Genomic DNA, 13,821 nt, shown 5'->3' on the forward strand with positions numbered 1-13,821 from the left:
CAACGTGTGACCGCCGACACTAGCTTGTTACCCATGCGTAGCACGATGATGGACGCCCCCCTGCAGGTCTCCCGGATCCTCGACCACGGCGCAGGGGTGCACGGCACGGCCGAGGTGGTCACCTGGACGGGCGGCGAACCCCGTCGGATGACGTACGCCGAGGTGGGTCGCACCGCCGCCCGGCTGGCCCACGCGCTACGCGACGAGTGCGGGGTCACCGGCGACGAGCGGGTCGCCACCTTCATGTGGAACAACAACGAGCACCTGGTGGCGTACTTCGCGGTGCCGAGCATGGGCGCGGTGCTGCACACCCTCAACCTGCGGCTCTTTCCCGACCAGGTCGCCTACATCGCCAATCACGCCGAGGATCGGGTGGTGCTCGTCGACAGCACGCTCATCCCGCTGCTGGCCCGGGTGATCGGCGAGCTGGCGACGGTGCGGCACGTCGTGGTGGTCGGCGGTGGCGACCCGGCGCCGCTGGTTGCCGCCGCCGGCCACCGGGTCACCGTGCACAGCTGGGACGAGTTGCTGGCCGACCGACCCGAGACGTACGACTGGCCCGAGGTGGACGAGCGGGACGCGGCGGCCCTCTGCTACACGTCGGGCACCACAGGCAACCCGAAGGGCGTCGCCTACTCGCACCGGTCCATCTACCTGCACTCGTTGCAGGTCTGCATGCCGGAGGGCTTCGGTCTTGGGCCGACCCACCGGGAGCTGGCCATCGTGCCGATGTTCCACGCCATGTCCTGGGGTCTGCCGTACGCGGCGTTCCTCTCCGGCGCGTCGTTGATCATGCCGGACCGGTTCCTCCAGGCCGCGCCGATCGCCGAGATGATCGCCGCCGAGCGGCCCACGCTGGCCGGGGCGGTGCCGACCATCTGGACCGACCTGCTGGCCTACCTGGACGCCCACGACGTGGACACGTCCTCGCTCACCGAGGTGATCGTCGGCGGCTCGGCCTGCCCGCCGGCGTTGATGCACGCCTTCGACGAGCGGCACGGGATCGACGTCATCCACGCCTGGGGGATGACCGAGATGTCGCCGCTGGGGTCGGTCTCGCGTCCGCCCGCAGGCGCGACAGGTGAGCGGGCCTGGCGTTACCGCTACACGCAGGGGCGGGTGCCGGCGGGCGTGCAGGCGCGGATCGTCGGCCCGTCGGGCGACCCGCTGCCCGCCGACGGCACGGCCGTGGGCGAGCTGGAGGTCCGCGGGCCGTGGGTGACCGCGCGGTACGTCGGTGACGACGCCCCGGACGAGGAGAAGTTCCGCGACGGCTGGCTGCGTACCGGCGACGTGGGCACGCTCTCCGCGGACGGGTACATCACGCTCACCGACCGGGCTAAGGACGTGATCAAGTCCGGCGGCGAGTGGATCTCGTCGGTGGAGTTGGAGAACGCGCTGATGGCGCACCCGGCCGTGCTGGAGGCGTGCGTGGTGGGCGTGCCCGACGAGCGGTGGGACGAGCGGCCGCTGGCGACAGTGGTGGTCCGCGAGGGTGCGGCGGTGACCGCCGAGGAGCTGCGGGACTTCCTGGCCGGTTCGGTGGCCCGGTGGCAGTTGCCCGAGCGGTGGGCGTTCATCGACACGGTGCCGAAGACAAGCGTCGGCAAGTTCGACAAGAAGGTCGTCCGTTCGCGGTACGCCGACGGTGAGCTGACTGTCCGGGAGCTGACAGCGCCGTAACGTTTCACCGGGCACTGTCGCCTGTTGGGCAGAGGAGCACTCCTGACATTCCTCCCCAGGGGCGGCCCCGGCGTTCGCACCGCGCCGGGGCCGCCCGCTCCACACGGGGTTACCCCCGCACCGTCATTGTTGCGAAAATTGTTCGGGTCTGTCCCGATGACGGGGAAATTGGGTGCTCAGCGACCCGTTCGGGCGTCGCTGGTGGTGATCAGCACCTTGCCCACCGCCGAGTCCTCGACCGCCTGGTGGGCCCCGGCCGTGTCGGCCAGCGGGTAGTGGTGCAGCGGCAGACCGGCGTCCGCGCCGACCCGGAGGCCGCCCTGGTTGGCCGCGGCAGCCACGTCGACCACACCCTGCGCCTTGGCCGCCTTCGGCTCCGTGTAGACGAGCACGAACTGCCAGCGGGCGTTCACCACGTACAGCGGGCGGATCGGGAGCGTCACCTCGGTGCCGCCGTTGTCGGCGTACACGCAGACCGCGCCGCCCTGCCGGATCATCTGCACGTCCGCCGCCGCGTTCGTGGCCGGCGCGACCTCCACGATCGTGTGGACCCCGTGGGGAGCGATCTTGCCGACCTCCTCGACCACGTCCTGCTCCCGATAGTTGATCACGTAGGAGGCGCCGGCCGCCGCCGCGAGCTGTGCCTTCTCCGCGCTGCTCACCGTGGCGATCACCGTCGCGTCGGCCCAGCGGGCGAGCTGGATCGCCGCGTTGCCGACCGCGCCGGCCCCGCCCTGCACCAGCACGGTGTGGTCGGCCAGCGCGCCGGCGCGCAGCGCGTCGGGCATGAACTCGCCGGCCGTCAGACAGCGGTGCGCGGTGAGGAACGGGATGCCCAGGCTGGCGCCCAACTCGAACGAGGCGTCGCCCAGCGGAACCGCCTGCCGCACCGGCACCAGCGTGTACTCCGCCGCGGTGCCCCACGGCCGCTGCCAGGCCGCCTCCCAGATCCAGACCCGCTGGCCGATCAGCTCGCGGTCGACGCCCTCGCCGACCGCCTCCACCACACCCGCGCCGTCCTGACCGGGGATCTGCCACCCGTCCGGCGGGAAGGCACGCCGCGACTTCCAGTCCGTCGGGTTCACCCCCGACACCGCCAGCCGGACCAGCACCTCACCCGCCCCCGGCTCCGGCACCGGGCGGTCGACAAGCTCCAGCACCGAAGGGTCGCCGGTGCGCTCGTACACGATGGCTTTCATCAGTCGTTTCTACCCCGCTCGACAGGCCTCAACCCAGCCCCTCCACCAGCTCCGGCGACAACTCGCCGATCGACCCCAGCGTCACGGCCGCGAGCCCGGCGGCGTCCCGGTCGAGGGGGTACGACAGGTGTGGCACCGCCACCACCCGCATCCCCGCCGCCGCGGCCGACCGCACGCCGTTCGACGAGTCCTCCACTGCCACGCAGCGGGTCGCGTCGACACCGAGGTGCCGCGCGACGGTCAGGTAGACGTCCGGCGCCGGCTTGCCCCGCTCGGTCTCCTCGGTGGACAGGGTCGTGGCGAAGGCGGCGGTCAGGCCGGTGGCCTCCAGCGCCGCCGCGATCAGCCGGGTCGGCGACGAACTGGCCAGCCCCAGCGTCCACCGCGCCGCCAACCGGCGCACCACGTCGTCGGCGCCGTCGATCAACGGCACGTGCTCCTTGTAGCGCCGGGCCATCTCCCGCACCACCTCGTCGGCGACCTGCTCGGCGCTGCGGCGCACGCCCAGCTCACCGCTGAGGTAACGGGCCCACTCGCCGGTGCTCATGCCCATTAGCCGGCGCTGGGTGTCCGGCTGCCAGGTGCCACCGTGTGTCGCCACGTACGCCCGCCGGACCTCCTCCCAGACCGGTTCGGAATCCACGATCACGCCATCCAGGTCGAAAACCACCGCATCCACCACGGGGCCCATCCTGCCCGAGAGACCGACCTCCGGTCAGCCGGGCAGCGCGGGCAGCATGATCGGGCTGTTCGGCGGGATCACCGTGTGGCAGGACCGGGCGATCGGTTCCAACAGCTCACGGAGCCGGTCCGTGTCGTCCGGGCCGAGAGCCCGCCACGGATGCTCGGCTGCCAGGTCGGTGGCGTCCTCGACCGCCCGGAACCCGGCGCGACCGATGTCGGTGGGCGTCCCGTCGACTGTCAACCACCCGCGCTGTGCCAGCCGCTCGCGGGCGGCCCGCCACTGGTCCTCGGACCAGCCCCGGCCGAGCAGGTTCTCCGCCGACATGTCCACCGCGACCCGCCAGGCCAGCGTCTCCACCGGGTCCAGGCCGGCGGCCACCAGGGCGGCGTTGTGCCCGTCGCCGCGCAGCTCCCGCAGGGTGGTGGCGGCCTGCCAGAGGCGGGCGAGAGGGTACTCCCCGGCCGGTAGCGCCGCGTTTGCGGCGCCGAGCACCCGACCGGGGGTCTGTGCCGCCGAGGCGGCCCGTTCCAGCAGGTCGGCGGCCTCGACCAGGTGCGCCTCGGGCAGCTCGTAGGTCAGCTCCGCGAGGGCCTGCACGGCGCCGGTCAGCCGCGCGCGCAGCGACTCCTGCGGGGTCGCCAGCCCCCAGACCGCCGGCAGGGCCCGGCTCACCATGGGTGGTGCGAAGCTGAAGAACGCGGCGATCACCGGAGCGGCCTCGACGGCGCCCAGCGGCGCGGCCCGACCGGCGAAGTAGCCCCGCCAGTAGCCGCGCAGCCCGACCGCCTCGGTCGCGGCCCGCGCCCGGGGATGGAAGTAGGTGACCGCGTGCACCGGCTCGAAGTGCGTCCACATCAACCGGGCGGTCCGCCCGGGCTCGTCCACCGCCGTCACGTGCACCTCCGCGTCCCAGGTCCGCATGGTCACCCCGGACGGCGGGCCGCCCGGGGTGACGCCGAACCTACTGCCGGAGGGTGACGGGCAGGAAGCCCGATGTGAACAAATCCATCGCGCCGCGGCGACAACCGGGGCGATCCGGACGGGTCACTTGGCGGCGAGCACGTCCACCACGAAGCGCAGCGGGCCGGTCGGGCGGCCGTTGGCGTTGGCCTCGTCGTTGCCGTACCCCAGCTCACCCGGAATGTCGAGCTGCACCCGGCTGCCCACTGTCACGCCGACCAGGCCCTGGTCCCAGCCGGGGATGACCTGACCCACGCCGATGGCGAAGGTGGCCGGCTGCCCGGCGTTCCAGGACGAGTCGAACTCCTTGCCGTCCTTGTAGAAGACACCCACGTAGTTGGTGGTGATGGTCTGGCCCTTCTTCACCGCCGGGCCGCTGCCCTTGATGACGGGGGTGACCGTGAGCTTCTTCAGCTCGCCCTTGCCCGCCGCCACCGTCGGCTTGGTGCCCAGCGCCGGGTCGGCGCCCTCGGGCAGCTGCGGCGCCGGGGGCGTGGTGGGGGCGTCCGCAGCCGGGGCGGAGGCGGACGGGGTCGCGCCGGCCTGGTTGGCGGGCTTGTCGTCGCTACGGTTCCGGTCGATCCACACGAAACCGCCGATCAGCAGCGCCATCACCGCGACGCCGGCGAGGCCGCCCGCCCACGCCTGGCGGCGACGCTTCGCCTCGGCGGCCTTCTGCGCCGCCAGCTGGGCGGCCAGCCGCCGCCCCGCCTTCGTCGCCGGGCTCTGGCCCTCCGACCGGTTCTCCTGCGTGCGCTCGCTCACGTCGTCGACTCCCTGCTGCGAAGGTGTGGCCGGCACCCGGTGCCGGGGGGAAAGCCGACGCACACGGTACTCGCCCGGCGGCCCGCCGTGCCCGCCCCGGATGCCTCGGATCGCCCACCGGCACCCTCGCGGGACGTTATTTCGGGATCACCATGAAGTCGGTCACGAACGACGTCACGCCGCCGTCGGCCGCGCGCCCGATCCAGGTGCCGTAACAGCCGTCGCCCCAACCCGTGGCCACGGTGACGACGTTGGCGCCGGTGGCCTCGTCGACGACTGCGGCGATCAGGCCCCGGACCGGCGACATGGGCAGCTCGTCGGGGATGAACACCTCCTCCACCTGGTCGTGGTCCCAGCCGTCGAGGACGGCGAGCGCCGTCGGGTCGGCGAGCGTGCCGGCGCCCGCGTCCACCCCGTACCCGAAGTAGTCGTCCGGGCCGAGCGCGGCGACGTCCTGGTCGCCCGCGACGGCCGGCTCCCAGCGGATCGCCGGCTCGTCCGAGACCACCAGTTGCAGCGCGGCCACCCGCCTGTCCACCTCGGCGCCCTCCCGGAGCACCACTGCCACCCAGGCGCGGGCGGGATACCGCCCCGGTGCCACTGTCACCGTGTACGGCTCGGCCTCCGGGCAGACCAGCGGGTCGCACCCGACCACCTGGCCGGTGGGCAGCACGACGTCGTCTACCCGATGGGCCTCGATCAGGTACGCGCCGTACTCGTCGGTGAAGCGGGCACCGGGCGTCAACAACCGGTCCAGGTCAGGGGTGTACGGCATGGGGGCTCCTCCGGTGGCCAACGGCCGGCGGAGCGTACCCGGTCCGGCGGACACCAGTCGTCGCCGCCGTACGGTCAGGCGCTCTTGCGGGGTGCGGTCTTGCGCGCGGCAGTCTTCTTCGCCGGCTCCGCCTTCTTCGCGGCGGTCTTCTTCGCCGGCTCGGCCTTCTTCGCGGTGGTCTTCTTCTCGGCCGTCTTCTTCGCCGTGGTCTTCTTCGCGGGCGCCTTGGCGGCCTTCTTCTCGGCCGCCTTCTGCGCCGAGCGGGCCGACGAGATGGGCGTCGGCTCGCCGCCGCCTCCACCGCGGGCGGGCTGTTCGCCGCGTGCCGCCCGGGCCCGGTCCACCGATGCCTTCAGCGCGGCCATCAGGTCGACCGCCGCTGCCGGCGCCTCCTCGGCCTCCTCCGGCTGGACGACCTCACGACCCTCCACCTTGGCGTCGATGACCTCCTGCAAGGCGGCCCGGTAGTCGTCGGTGAAGACGTCCGGCTCGAACTCGCCGGTCATCGAGTCGATGAGCGAACTGGCCATGGCCAGCTCGGGCGGGCGCACCTTCAGGTCCTCGTCGAGGAAACCGAAGTCCGGCGTACGGATCTCGTCCGGCCAGAGCATCGTGTTGAGCAGCAGCACGCCCTCGCGGACCCGCAACGTGGCGAGCTGTTCACGTTGGCGCAGCGCCACCTTGACGATTGCCACCCGCTCCGAGTCGATGAGCGCGTCGCGCAGCAGCACGTACGGCTTGGTGGCGGTGCCCTCCGGCTCAAGGAAGTACGCCTTGTTGTAGAGGATGGGGTCGACCTGTTCGGCGGGGACGAACTCCAGCACGTCGATCGCGCGGGAGCTGGTCAGCGGCAGGTCGGCGAAGTCCTCGTCGGTGAGGATCACCATCTCGCCGCCGCCGATGTCGTAGCCCTTGGCGATGTCGTCGTAGGTGACCTCCTCGCCGCAGACCGAGCAGGTGCGCTTGTAGCGGATCCGGCCGCCGTCCTCGCGGTGCACCTGGTGGAACCGGATGTCCTTCTCCTCGGTGGCCGAGTAGAGCTTCACCCCGATCGAGACGAGCCCGAACGACACGGCTCCCTTCCAGATGGCACGCATCCTGCGCTCCCTTCCCCGGTATCGACCATGCTCGCATCCGAAAGAACATGACGCGAGGTGTTCGGCCTGCTACTACAGTCGGGTCGTGTCCGGCGCGCCGCTCAAGCCGATGCTCGCGATGACCGGGCCGCTCCCGGCGGGTGACGGCTGGGCGTACGAGTTCAAGTGGGACGGGGTCCGCGCGCTCGCCGACATCTCCGGCGGCGTCCAGCACCTGTACGCCCGCTCCGGCGTGGAGATCACCGCCGCGTACCCCGAGCTGGCCACTCTTCCCGAGCAGGTCGACGACGTGCTGCTCGACGGCGAGGTGGTGCTGCTCGGCGAGGGCGGGCAGCCGTCGTTCACTGCCCTCGCCGAGCGGATGCACGTGCGGGACCGCAACAAGGCGGCCCGGTTGGCGGCGGTCATGCCCGTCACGTACATGATCTTCGACCTGTTGCGCCGCGACGGCGAGGACCTGACCGGCTGGCCGTACGAGCGCCGCCGGGAGGCCCTGGACGCGCTCGGGCTCGGCGGCGCCCGGTGGGCGGTGCCGCCGGTCTTCGCCGACGGCCCGGCGACCTACGAGGCGGCCGGGGAGCACGGCCTTGAGGGCGTGATGGCGAAGCGGGTCGGTGCCGTCTACCGCCCCGGGGTGCGCTCCCCGGACTGGGTGAAGGTCAAGCTGGAGGTGACAGGCGACTTCGTCATCGGCGGCTGGCGGCCGGGCGCGCGCCGGGTCGGCGGGCTGCTGGTCGGGGTGCCCGGCCCGGACGGTCGGCTGATCTACCGGGGTCGGGTCGGCGGCGGGATCGGCGCGGCCATCGAACGGCAGCTCCTCGCCGAGCTGGAGCCGCTGCGCTCCGGCGTGTCACCGTTCGCGCCGGGAGTGCCGCGCGAGGATGCCCGGGGTGCCATCTGGGTAGAACCCCGGGTGGTGGTGGAGGTGAAGTACGGCCAACGCACCCCCGACGGCCGGCTGCGCTTCCCCCGGGTGCTGCGGTTGCGCCCGGACAAGCCGCCGGAGGAGGTCGACGATGCCGGCTGAGAAGCTGCGGGTGGACGTCGAGGGCCGCCCGTTGGAGCTGTCCAACCTGGACAAGGTCCTCTACCCGGCGGTCGGCTTCACCAAGGGCGAGGTGATCGACTACTACACCCGGATCTCCCCGGTGCTGCTGCCGCACCTGGCCGACCGCCCGGTCACCCGGATCCGCTTCCCCAACGGGGTGGACGACAAGTCCTTCTTCGAGAAGAACAAGCCCGCCGCGACCCCGGACTGGGTGCGGGTGGAGACGCTTCCCGCGCCCGGGTCGACAAAGGGTCGGGAGACCATCGACTACGTGGTCGCCGACGACCTGCCCACCCTGGTCTGGCTGGCCAACCTCGCCGCGTTGGAGCTGCACACACCGCAGTGGAAGGTGGGCGAGGACCCGGACATGATGGTGGTCGACCTGGACCCGGGGCCGCCCGCCGGGCTCGCCGAGTGCTGCCCGGTGGCGGTGCTGATGCGTGACCGGCTCGCCGACGACGGCATCGACTCGTACCCGAAGACGTCAGGCAAGAAGGGCATGCAACTGTGCTGCCCGATCGCGGGCACCCAGTCCGCCGATGACGTCTCCGCCTACGCGCGCCGGATCGCCCAGGAGCTGGAGAAGGCGCACCCGAGGCTGATCGTGTCGAAGATGGCGAAGAACCTCCGTCCCGGCAAGGTCTTCATCGACTGGAGCCAGAACAACGCGGCGAAGACGACTGTGGCGCCGTACTCGCTGCGCGCCCAGTCGGTGCCGTCGGTGTCGACGCCGCTGACCTGGGACGAGGTCGAGGCCGGCGCCCGCGGCCGGCGACCGGCCGTCCGCCAGTTCACCGCCGCCGAGGTCCTGACCAGGGTCGAGGAGTACGGGGACCTGCTGGCCCCGCTGCTCGACGGCGGCCCCGAACTGCCGGCCTAGACCCGCTTTGGCGGGCCGCCGTGTCGATGTCCTGTTGAGCGGTATACCTCAGAGGTATGAATATGACTCTGAGGTATACCGCTCACGGTCAGATCCGCCCCCACGTAGGTGACCGACGGTCACCGCCAGCTACGAGTGCTTGACGCGCCTCGCGGGCGGCGCCACTCGGCCGCCGCCCGCGAGGGTTGGTGAGGTCAGCGTCGAGGAACCCCAGCGATGTACGGGGTGATGACGTAACCGGTGATCGTGGCCCCGCCGTCGGAGGCCGGCCGGGTCCAGCTCAACACCGCCGTGATGGAGCCCCCGTTGACCGCGATGATGGCGGGCGCGGTCGGCAGGGCGAGTGTCCGGGGCGGAGCGGACGCTTTGCTGGCCGGGCCGGTGCCGGCGCTGTTGGTCGCGGCAACGGTGAAGGTCCACTTCCCGGTCCCCGAGATCTTCACCGCGCGGCTCGTGGTCGAGGCGTCGAAGGTCGTCGGCTTGGTGGCCTTGCCGTTGCGGTGTGGCGTCACCACGTACCCGGTGATCCTGCTGCCGTTCTCGGCCGGCTTCTTCCAGGTGACCACTGCGGTGCCGCCGCGCTTACCGGCGGCGGGCCGGGCGGGCGCCGCGGGTTTCCGGGCGGCCTTGGCCGCCGGCTTGCTGGCCGTGGTGGCCTTCGCCGAGTTGGTGAACACGGCTGGTGAGCTGCTGGCGGCCCTGTGGGGTTGACCGGCTGGGGCGCTCCCCGTTGGGTGTGCGGACGCGGGTGCGGGGCCCACGGCGGAGACGACGAGTGCGATCGCAAGCACCGATCCCACCAGCCCTCGACTGCGGATTGAACTGGACATGCGACTCCTACCTCCAGGTGCGCAAAAACCCGCTCCAAGTCGGATGGAAGGCCGCCCGGACACCACACGTCGGTGGTTGCCGCAGCCCGCGTGGCGGAAGACTGCCACCACTCCTTGACGCGAGTTCCTATCTCATTAATGAGATATAAATGCTCTTAGATCTATAGCACGACGGTGCCGTGGGAGCGCAATAGCGGCGCGAGCCGGACTGAGGGCCCGAGGCCCGAATTCTTGCGATCCCCCGTCGTGCACGCTGAGATTGCGCGATCCCACGAAGGTTACGGTCATGAATCAGACACTCGGTGTGCGACGCCGGAATCAACAAAACTACCCTGAGCTGGGCAGATGATGATCATCTAAAGCTCGGTGCAATGATTCATGTTTCGGTTTTCGGTCGTTTCTGCGTCGCTTGTCGATGGTGGTGACCACAATTTTCACCGACACCCTCGGCGAGAAATTCTCGACACCTGTACGCGCGATCAGGAATCAGCGTCCAGCCACAGCAGTTGCTGGGGACGTCTCGGCCTACGCGTGATCGGCCGGCACGAGCGATTCGGCGAGCCGGGCGTAACTGTCGCCGCCGTGGCCCGCCGCGATGGCCCGGTCGATGATCGACTGCACGGCGCGCAGCGGTCCGGTCTCGATGCCGCGCGCGGCCGCGGCGTCGACGACGTGGGCGACCGCCGAACCCGCCGACGCGATGCTTGACACGTCGGCGCTGAAGGTGCCGGACGTGAGCTGCTCGCCGAACCGGTCGGCCATGTCGGGAAGCAGGCCACCGATTCCTCTGGCGAAACGGGCGAACGTCGCAGGCGGTATGCCCTCGGCGCGGGCCAGGGCGAAGGCATGCGCGAGTCCGCCGACGGACATCGTGAACAGGTCGAGCAACGCCATTTCGTACGCCGCTGCCGTGCCGGCGTCCGCACCGAGGTAGACGCTGGAGCCGCCGAAGCTCTCCAGCGAGGGACGGCTGTCGTCGAAGAGTGCCCGCGGACCGCTGTAGAGGATCGTCGCGGCAGGTGTGCCGATGGTCGGCGCGGGCGTCAGGATGGCCCCGTCCAGGTAGTTGATGCCCCGTTGCGCGGCCCAGGTCGCCAGGTCCCGCGCCTCGGCGGCGTGCCCGCTGCTGAGGTTGACGAATGGGCCTGCCGGCGGACTGTCGAGGCCCGACAGGACGGCGCGAGCTGCCCGGTAGTTGATGACGCAGGCGATGACGACCGATGCCCGGCGCGCGGCATCGGCCACCGTGGGAGCGAGCAGCGCCCCCGCGGCCACGAGCGCGGTCGCCCGGTCGGGCGTGCGATTCCAGACCACTGTGGGATGACCGGCAGCGAGCGACGCGGCGGCCAGCGCCCGACCCATCGGACCGAGCCCCAGGACGGCGACTGTGGCGGACTGGTTGTCCTCATGATTGCGGTGAGTCACAGCGACGACGCTAAACCTTGCCGTTGACGTGAAGGTCAAGCGCTGATCTGCTCTCGGTGTGCGGATCAGCGAACTGGCACGGCAGGCCGGCACGACCCCCCGCGCCCTGCGTTACTACGAGGAACAGGGCCTGTTGCGGCCGGCCCGTCTCGCGAGCGGCTACCGCCACTACGAGCCGCAGGCGGTGGGCACGGTGCGGCACATCCAACTGTTGCTGTCCGCCGGATTGAACACCGCTGCCATCGCCGAGATCCTTCCCTGCATCCCCGACGACGTGACCGTGCTGGCCCCCACCTGCCCGGAACTCCTCGACGCTCTCGCGGTGGAGCGCGATCGGATCACCACGTCCATCGATCGGCTCGCGGCCGCTCGTGCCGTCCTGGACCGGCTCATCCAGGCCGGCCCCGGGGCCCGCGACCAGCCCTGAGCACCGTCCCGCCCGCATAGGGGCGGTTCAGCTCGCGGCGATGTGCGCAGCGGGCGAAGCGCGGCGCAACCGCCACCAGGCGCCGCCCACCAGGGCCACGGTGACGACCGTGACCGCGATGTCGCCGGCCAGGGCAGCCGCCTGGCTCGCCGGGGAGTACGGCGGCACCAGGTACGCGAACGCGGCGGCGCTGACCACGCTCGCCGAGCCGGCGGCGAGCACGTGCCGCTGCCCCCAACCGGCGCGCGACGACAGGTAGGCGATCAGCCCTCCGACGGCGGCGGCGATGGCCAGCGCGATGGCCACCCCCGCCCAACCGGGCGTCAGGTCGGTGCCGAAGCGGGCGAGGACGATCAGCAGGGCCGCCCAGAGTGGGTGCGGCGCCCGACGGGAGCGCCGCGTCCGCCCGGCGCTCGACGGATCGGTGGGCCGCGGCCGCGGGTTGCGCCAGAAGGGCAGCAGAGCGGCGCCGACGAGGATGAGGATCACCGTGCCGGCGAAGGCGAGCTGGAGCGGGCTGGCCAGGAAGTTCTTCCGACCCTCGGGGGAGGTGAAGACCAACAGGCTGCCGAGCAGGTAGACCACGGCGACCACCGCCAACCCGGGCCGGCCCAGCCACGGCCGCAGCCGCCGCTTCTCCCCGAGGAACGACTCGACGAACACGATCGGCGCGCAGATGGTCAGCAGGATGTGGTTGCCCACGTAGTCGAACGCCTGCCGGAGGCTGAACCCGAGCCCCGGTACCAGCGTGGCCTCGGCGGCGGCCCGGGTGTCGGCGTACTGCGTGTCGTCGAGGTAGCCGGGGTTGAACAGCGACTGGTCCACCAGGCCGGCCTGGAGCACACCGAACGCGGCGGCGAGCAGCACGATCGTCGGCCAACCCGCGCCGAGGCGTCGGGCGGTCTCCCGGATCAGGATCGCCGCTCCGCCGTACATCGGAGCGAGGCCGATCACCACCGGAAGGAAGCCGTCGATGGCGAAGCCACCCCACGAACACTCGGCCGCCCACGGCGCGACCAGCAGCAACGCCAGCACCGGCAGGAGCCGCCAGCGCAGCGGCACACGATCAGCGGTGGCGGGGCGCTCAGCGGTGGCGGGGCTGTCAGCGGTGGCGGGGTCGGGTCCGGTCGGCATGGGGGCTCCTCGGCGGCGTCGCGGGGGTCACCTGTGACCGTGCGCGGGCCATCCGGCCACCCGATACGGCCATCGGCCGACGAGGCGTACGACCAAAGTCGTTGCGTAGGGTGGTGGCGACGTCGTCACCCGGGGAGCGCAGATGCAGTCACACGCCACGGCCGACCGCACGGTCCCGCCCGCCGCTGCCGAGAGCCCACTGCTCAGCTACCGCGACGAGGCGACAGGCGAACGCGTCGACCTGACCGCACAGCAGGTAGGCGTCTGGGCGGCGCGTAGCGCGAGCCTCCTGCGGGATGGCTGCGGTCTCGGCCCCGGCAGCCGCGTAGCGGTGCTGCTGCCGCCGCACTGGCGTACCGCCGCGGTGTTGTTGGGCGCCTGGGCCTGCGGCCTGGCGGTGTCGTTCCGGCCGCGCGCCACGGCGGGCCTTGCGGTGCTGGAGCCCGGCGGTGACAGGCCGTTCGACGCGGTCCTCGTGACTCCCGAGCGGCAGGACGACTGGCTGGAGGACGTGCCGGACGCCCCGCACCGCTACCTGGTCGGCACCGGGCCGGGGCGGCTGGCCGACGTGCCGCTGGGCTGGCTGGACTGGTCCGCCGAGGTGCTCCGCCACTCCGACGTCACGCCCGACCACACAGCCATCCACCCGTCGGACCCGGCGACCGCGGACGGCACGACCTACGGCCAGTGGGGAGCGCTCGCGCGGGAGTTCGCCACGATGCTGGACCTGCAGGCCGGCGATCGGCTGCTTGTCGACGCCGCCGAGACCGAGCAGCCGCTGAAGTGGTTGCTCGCGCCGCTGTCGGCGGGCGCTTCAGTGGTCATCAGCGCCAACCTCGACCCGGCGCGACGGGACGCGATCGTCGCCGCCGAACAGGTCACCCGGGTCCTCTGAGCTGGGTGCCGTTCCCGG

General features: G+C 71.8%; 14 protein-coding genes. 6 read left to right on the plus strand and 8 right to left on the minus strand.

Annotated elements, in window-relative coordinates; genetic code table 11:
• Positions 1 to 33: 33 nt before the first annotated feature.
• The gene (locus OOJ91_RS23550; RefSeq protein ID WP_266248247.1) at positions 34 to 1,683 is read left to right on the plus strand and encodes a fatty acid--CoA ligase; all 1,650 of its coding nucleotides are present in this window, start codon (positions 34 to 36) and stop codon (positions 1,681 to 1,683) included.
• Positions 1,684 to 1,859: 176 nt separating this feature from the next.
• Here OOJ91_RS23550 and OOJ91_RS23555 read toward each other — a convergent pair whose 3' ends face one another.
• The 6 genes from OOJ91_RS23555 to OOJ91_RS23580 all read right to left on the minus strand — a co-directional run bounded on the left by OOJ91_RS23555 (position 1,860) and on the right by OOJ91_RS23580 (position 7,164).
• Positions 1,860 to 2,882 carry an NADPH:quinone reductase gene (locus OOJ91_RS23555; protein WP_266248248.1) on the minus strand — a complete coding sequence of 341 codons (1,023 nt, stop codon included), beginning with the start codon at positions 2,880 to 2,882 and terminating at the stop codon, positions 1,860 to 1,862.
• A gap of 28 nt (positions 2,883 to 2,910) precedes the next feature.
• Positions 2,911 to 3,573 carry an HAD family hydrolase gene (locus OOJ91_RS23560; protein WP_266248249.1) on the minus strand — a complete coding sequence of 221 codons (663 nt, stop codon included), beginning with the start codon at positions 3,571 to 3,573 and terminating at the stop codon, positions 2,911 to 2,913.
• Positions 3,574 to 3,597: 24 nt separating this feature from the next.
• A complete protein-coding gene (locus tag OOJ91_RS23565) occupies positions 3,598 to 4,488 on the minus strand; it encodes an SCO6745 family protein (RefSeq protein WP_439117098.1) in 891 nt (296 codons plus the stop codon).
• A gap of 123 nt (positions 4,489 to 4,611) precedes the next feature.
• Positions 4,612 to 5,328: an FKBP-type peptidyl-prolyl cis-trans isomerase gene (locus tag OOJ91_RS23570; protein ID WP_266249824.1), complete on the minus strand. Its 717-nt coding sequence runs from the start codon at positions 5,326 to 5,328 to the stop codon at positions 4,612 to 4,614.
• Between the two features lie 100 nt (positions 5,329 to 5,428).
• Positions 5,429 to 6,067: a DUF4241 domain-containing protein gene (locus OOJ91_RS23575; protein ID WP_266248250.1), complete on the minus strand. Its 639-nt coding sequence runs from the start codon at positions 6,065 to 6,067 to the stop codon at positions 5,429 to 5,431.
• Between the two features lie 74 nt (positions 6,068 to 6,141).
• Positions 6,142 to 7,164 (minus strand): non-homologous end joining protein Ku, encoded by a 1,023-nt coding sequence (locus tag OOJ91_RS23580; RefSeq protein WP_266248251.1) that lies wholly within the window; start codon positions 7,162 to 7,164, stop codon positions 6,142 to 6,144.
• Positions 7,165 to 7,249: 85 nt separating this feature from the next.
• On the opposite strand from OOJ91_RS23580, the gene ligD (OOJ91_RS23585) reads away from it, so the two are divergent.
• The 3 genes from ligD (OOJ91_RS23585) to OOJ91_RS23595 all read left to right on the plus strand — a co-directional run bounded on the left by ligD (OOJ91_RS23585) (position 7,250) and on the right by OOJ91_RS23595 (position 9,803).
• Entirely contained in the window at positions 7,250 to 8,191 is a 942-nt protein-coding gene (gene ligD / locus OOJ91_RS23585) for a non-homologous end-joining DNA ligase (RefSeq protein ID WP_266248253.1), read from the plus strand.
• Positions 8,181 to 9,092 (plus strand): non-homologous end-joining DNA ligase, encoded by a 912-nt coding sequence (gene ligD / locus OOJ91_RS23590; RefSeq protein WP_266248255.1) that lies wholly within the window; start codon positions 8,181 to 8,183, stop codon positions 9,090 to 9,092. The genes ligD (OOJ91_RS23585) and ligD (OOJ91_RS23590) overlap by 11 nt, the downstream gene beginning before the upstream one ends.
• Before the next feature lie 246 nt (positions 9,093 to 9,338).
• Positions 9,339 to 9,803, plus strand: coding sequence for a hypothetical protein (locus OOJ91_RS23595; RefSeq protein ID WP_266248256.1), 465 nt, complete (start codon positions 9,339 to 9,341; stop codon positions 9,801 to 9,803).
• Between the two features lie 644 nt (positions 9,804 to 10,447).
• Here OOJ91_RS23595 and OOJ91_RS23600 read toward each other — a convergent pair.
• On the minus strand, positions 10,448 to 11,347 hold the full coding sequence (locus OOJ91_RS23600) for an NAD(P)-dependent oxidoreductase (protein WP_266248258.1): 900 nt from the start codon (positions 11,345 to 11,347) through the stop codon (positions 10,448 to 10,450).
• Between the two features lie 58 nt (positions 11,348 to 11,405).
• Here OOJ91_RS23600 and OOJ91_RS23605 point away from each other — a divergent pair, with 58 nt between their 5' ends.
• Complete coding sequence (locus OOJ91_RS23605; RefSeq protein ID WP_266248259.1) at positions 11,406 to 11,774, plus strand: MerR family transcriptional regulator; 369 nt, start codon at positions 11,406 to 11,408, stop codon at positions 11,772 to 11,774.
• Between the two features lie 27 nt (positions 11,775 to 11,801).
• Here the strand turns inward: OOJ91_RS23605 and OOJ91_RS23610 are convergent, their stop codons facing one another.
• Entirely contained in the window at positions 11,802 to 12,908 is a 1,107-nt protein-coding gene (locus tag OOJ91_RS23610; RefSeq protein ID WP_266248260.1) for a hypothetical protein, read from the minus strand.
• Positions 12,909 to 13,050: 142 nt separating this feature from the next.
• Here OOJ91_RS23610 and OOJ91_RS23615 point away from each other — a divergent pair, with 142 nt between their 5' ends.
• On the plus strand, positions 13,051 to 13,803 hold the full coding sequence (locus tag OOJ91_RS23615; RefSeq protein ID WP_266248262.1) for a TIGR03089 family protein: 753 nt from the start codon (positions 13,051 to 13,053) through the stop codon (positions 13,801 to 13,803).
• Positions 13,804 to 13,821 lie beyond the last annotated feature (18 nt).

The sequence above is a fragment of the Micromonospora lupini genome, from assembly GCF_026342015.1.
Taxonomy (GTDB): domain Bacteria; phylum Actinomycetota; class Actinomycetes; order Mycobacteriales; family Micromonosporaceae; genus Micromonospora; species Micromonospora lupini_B.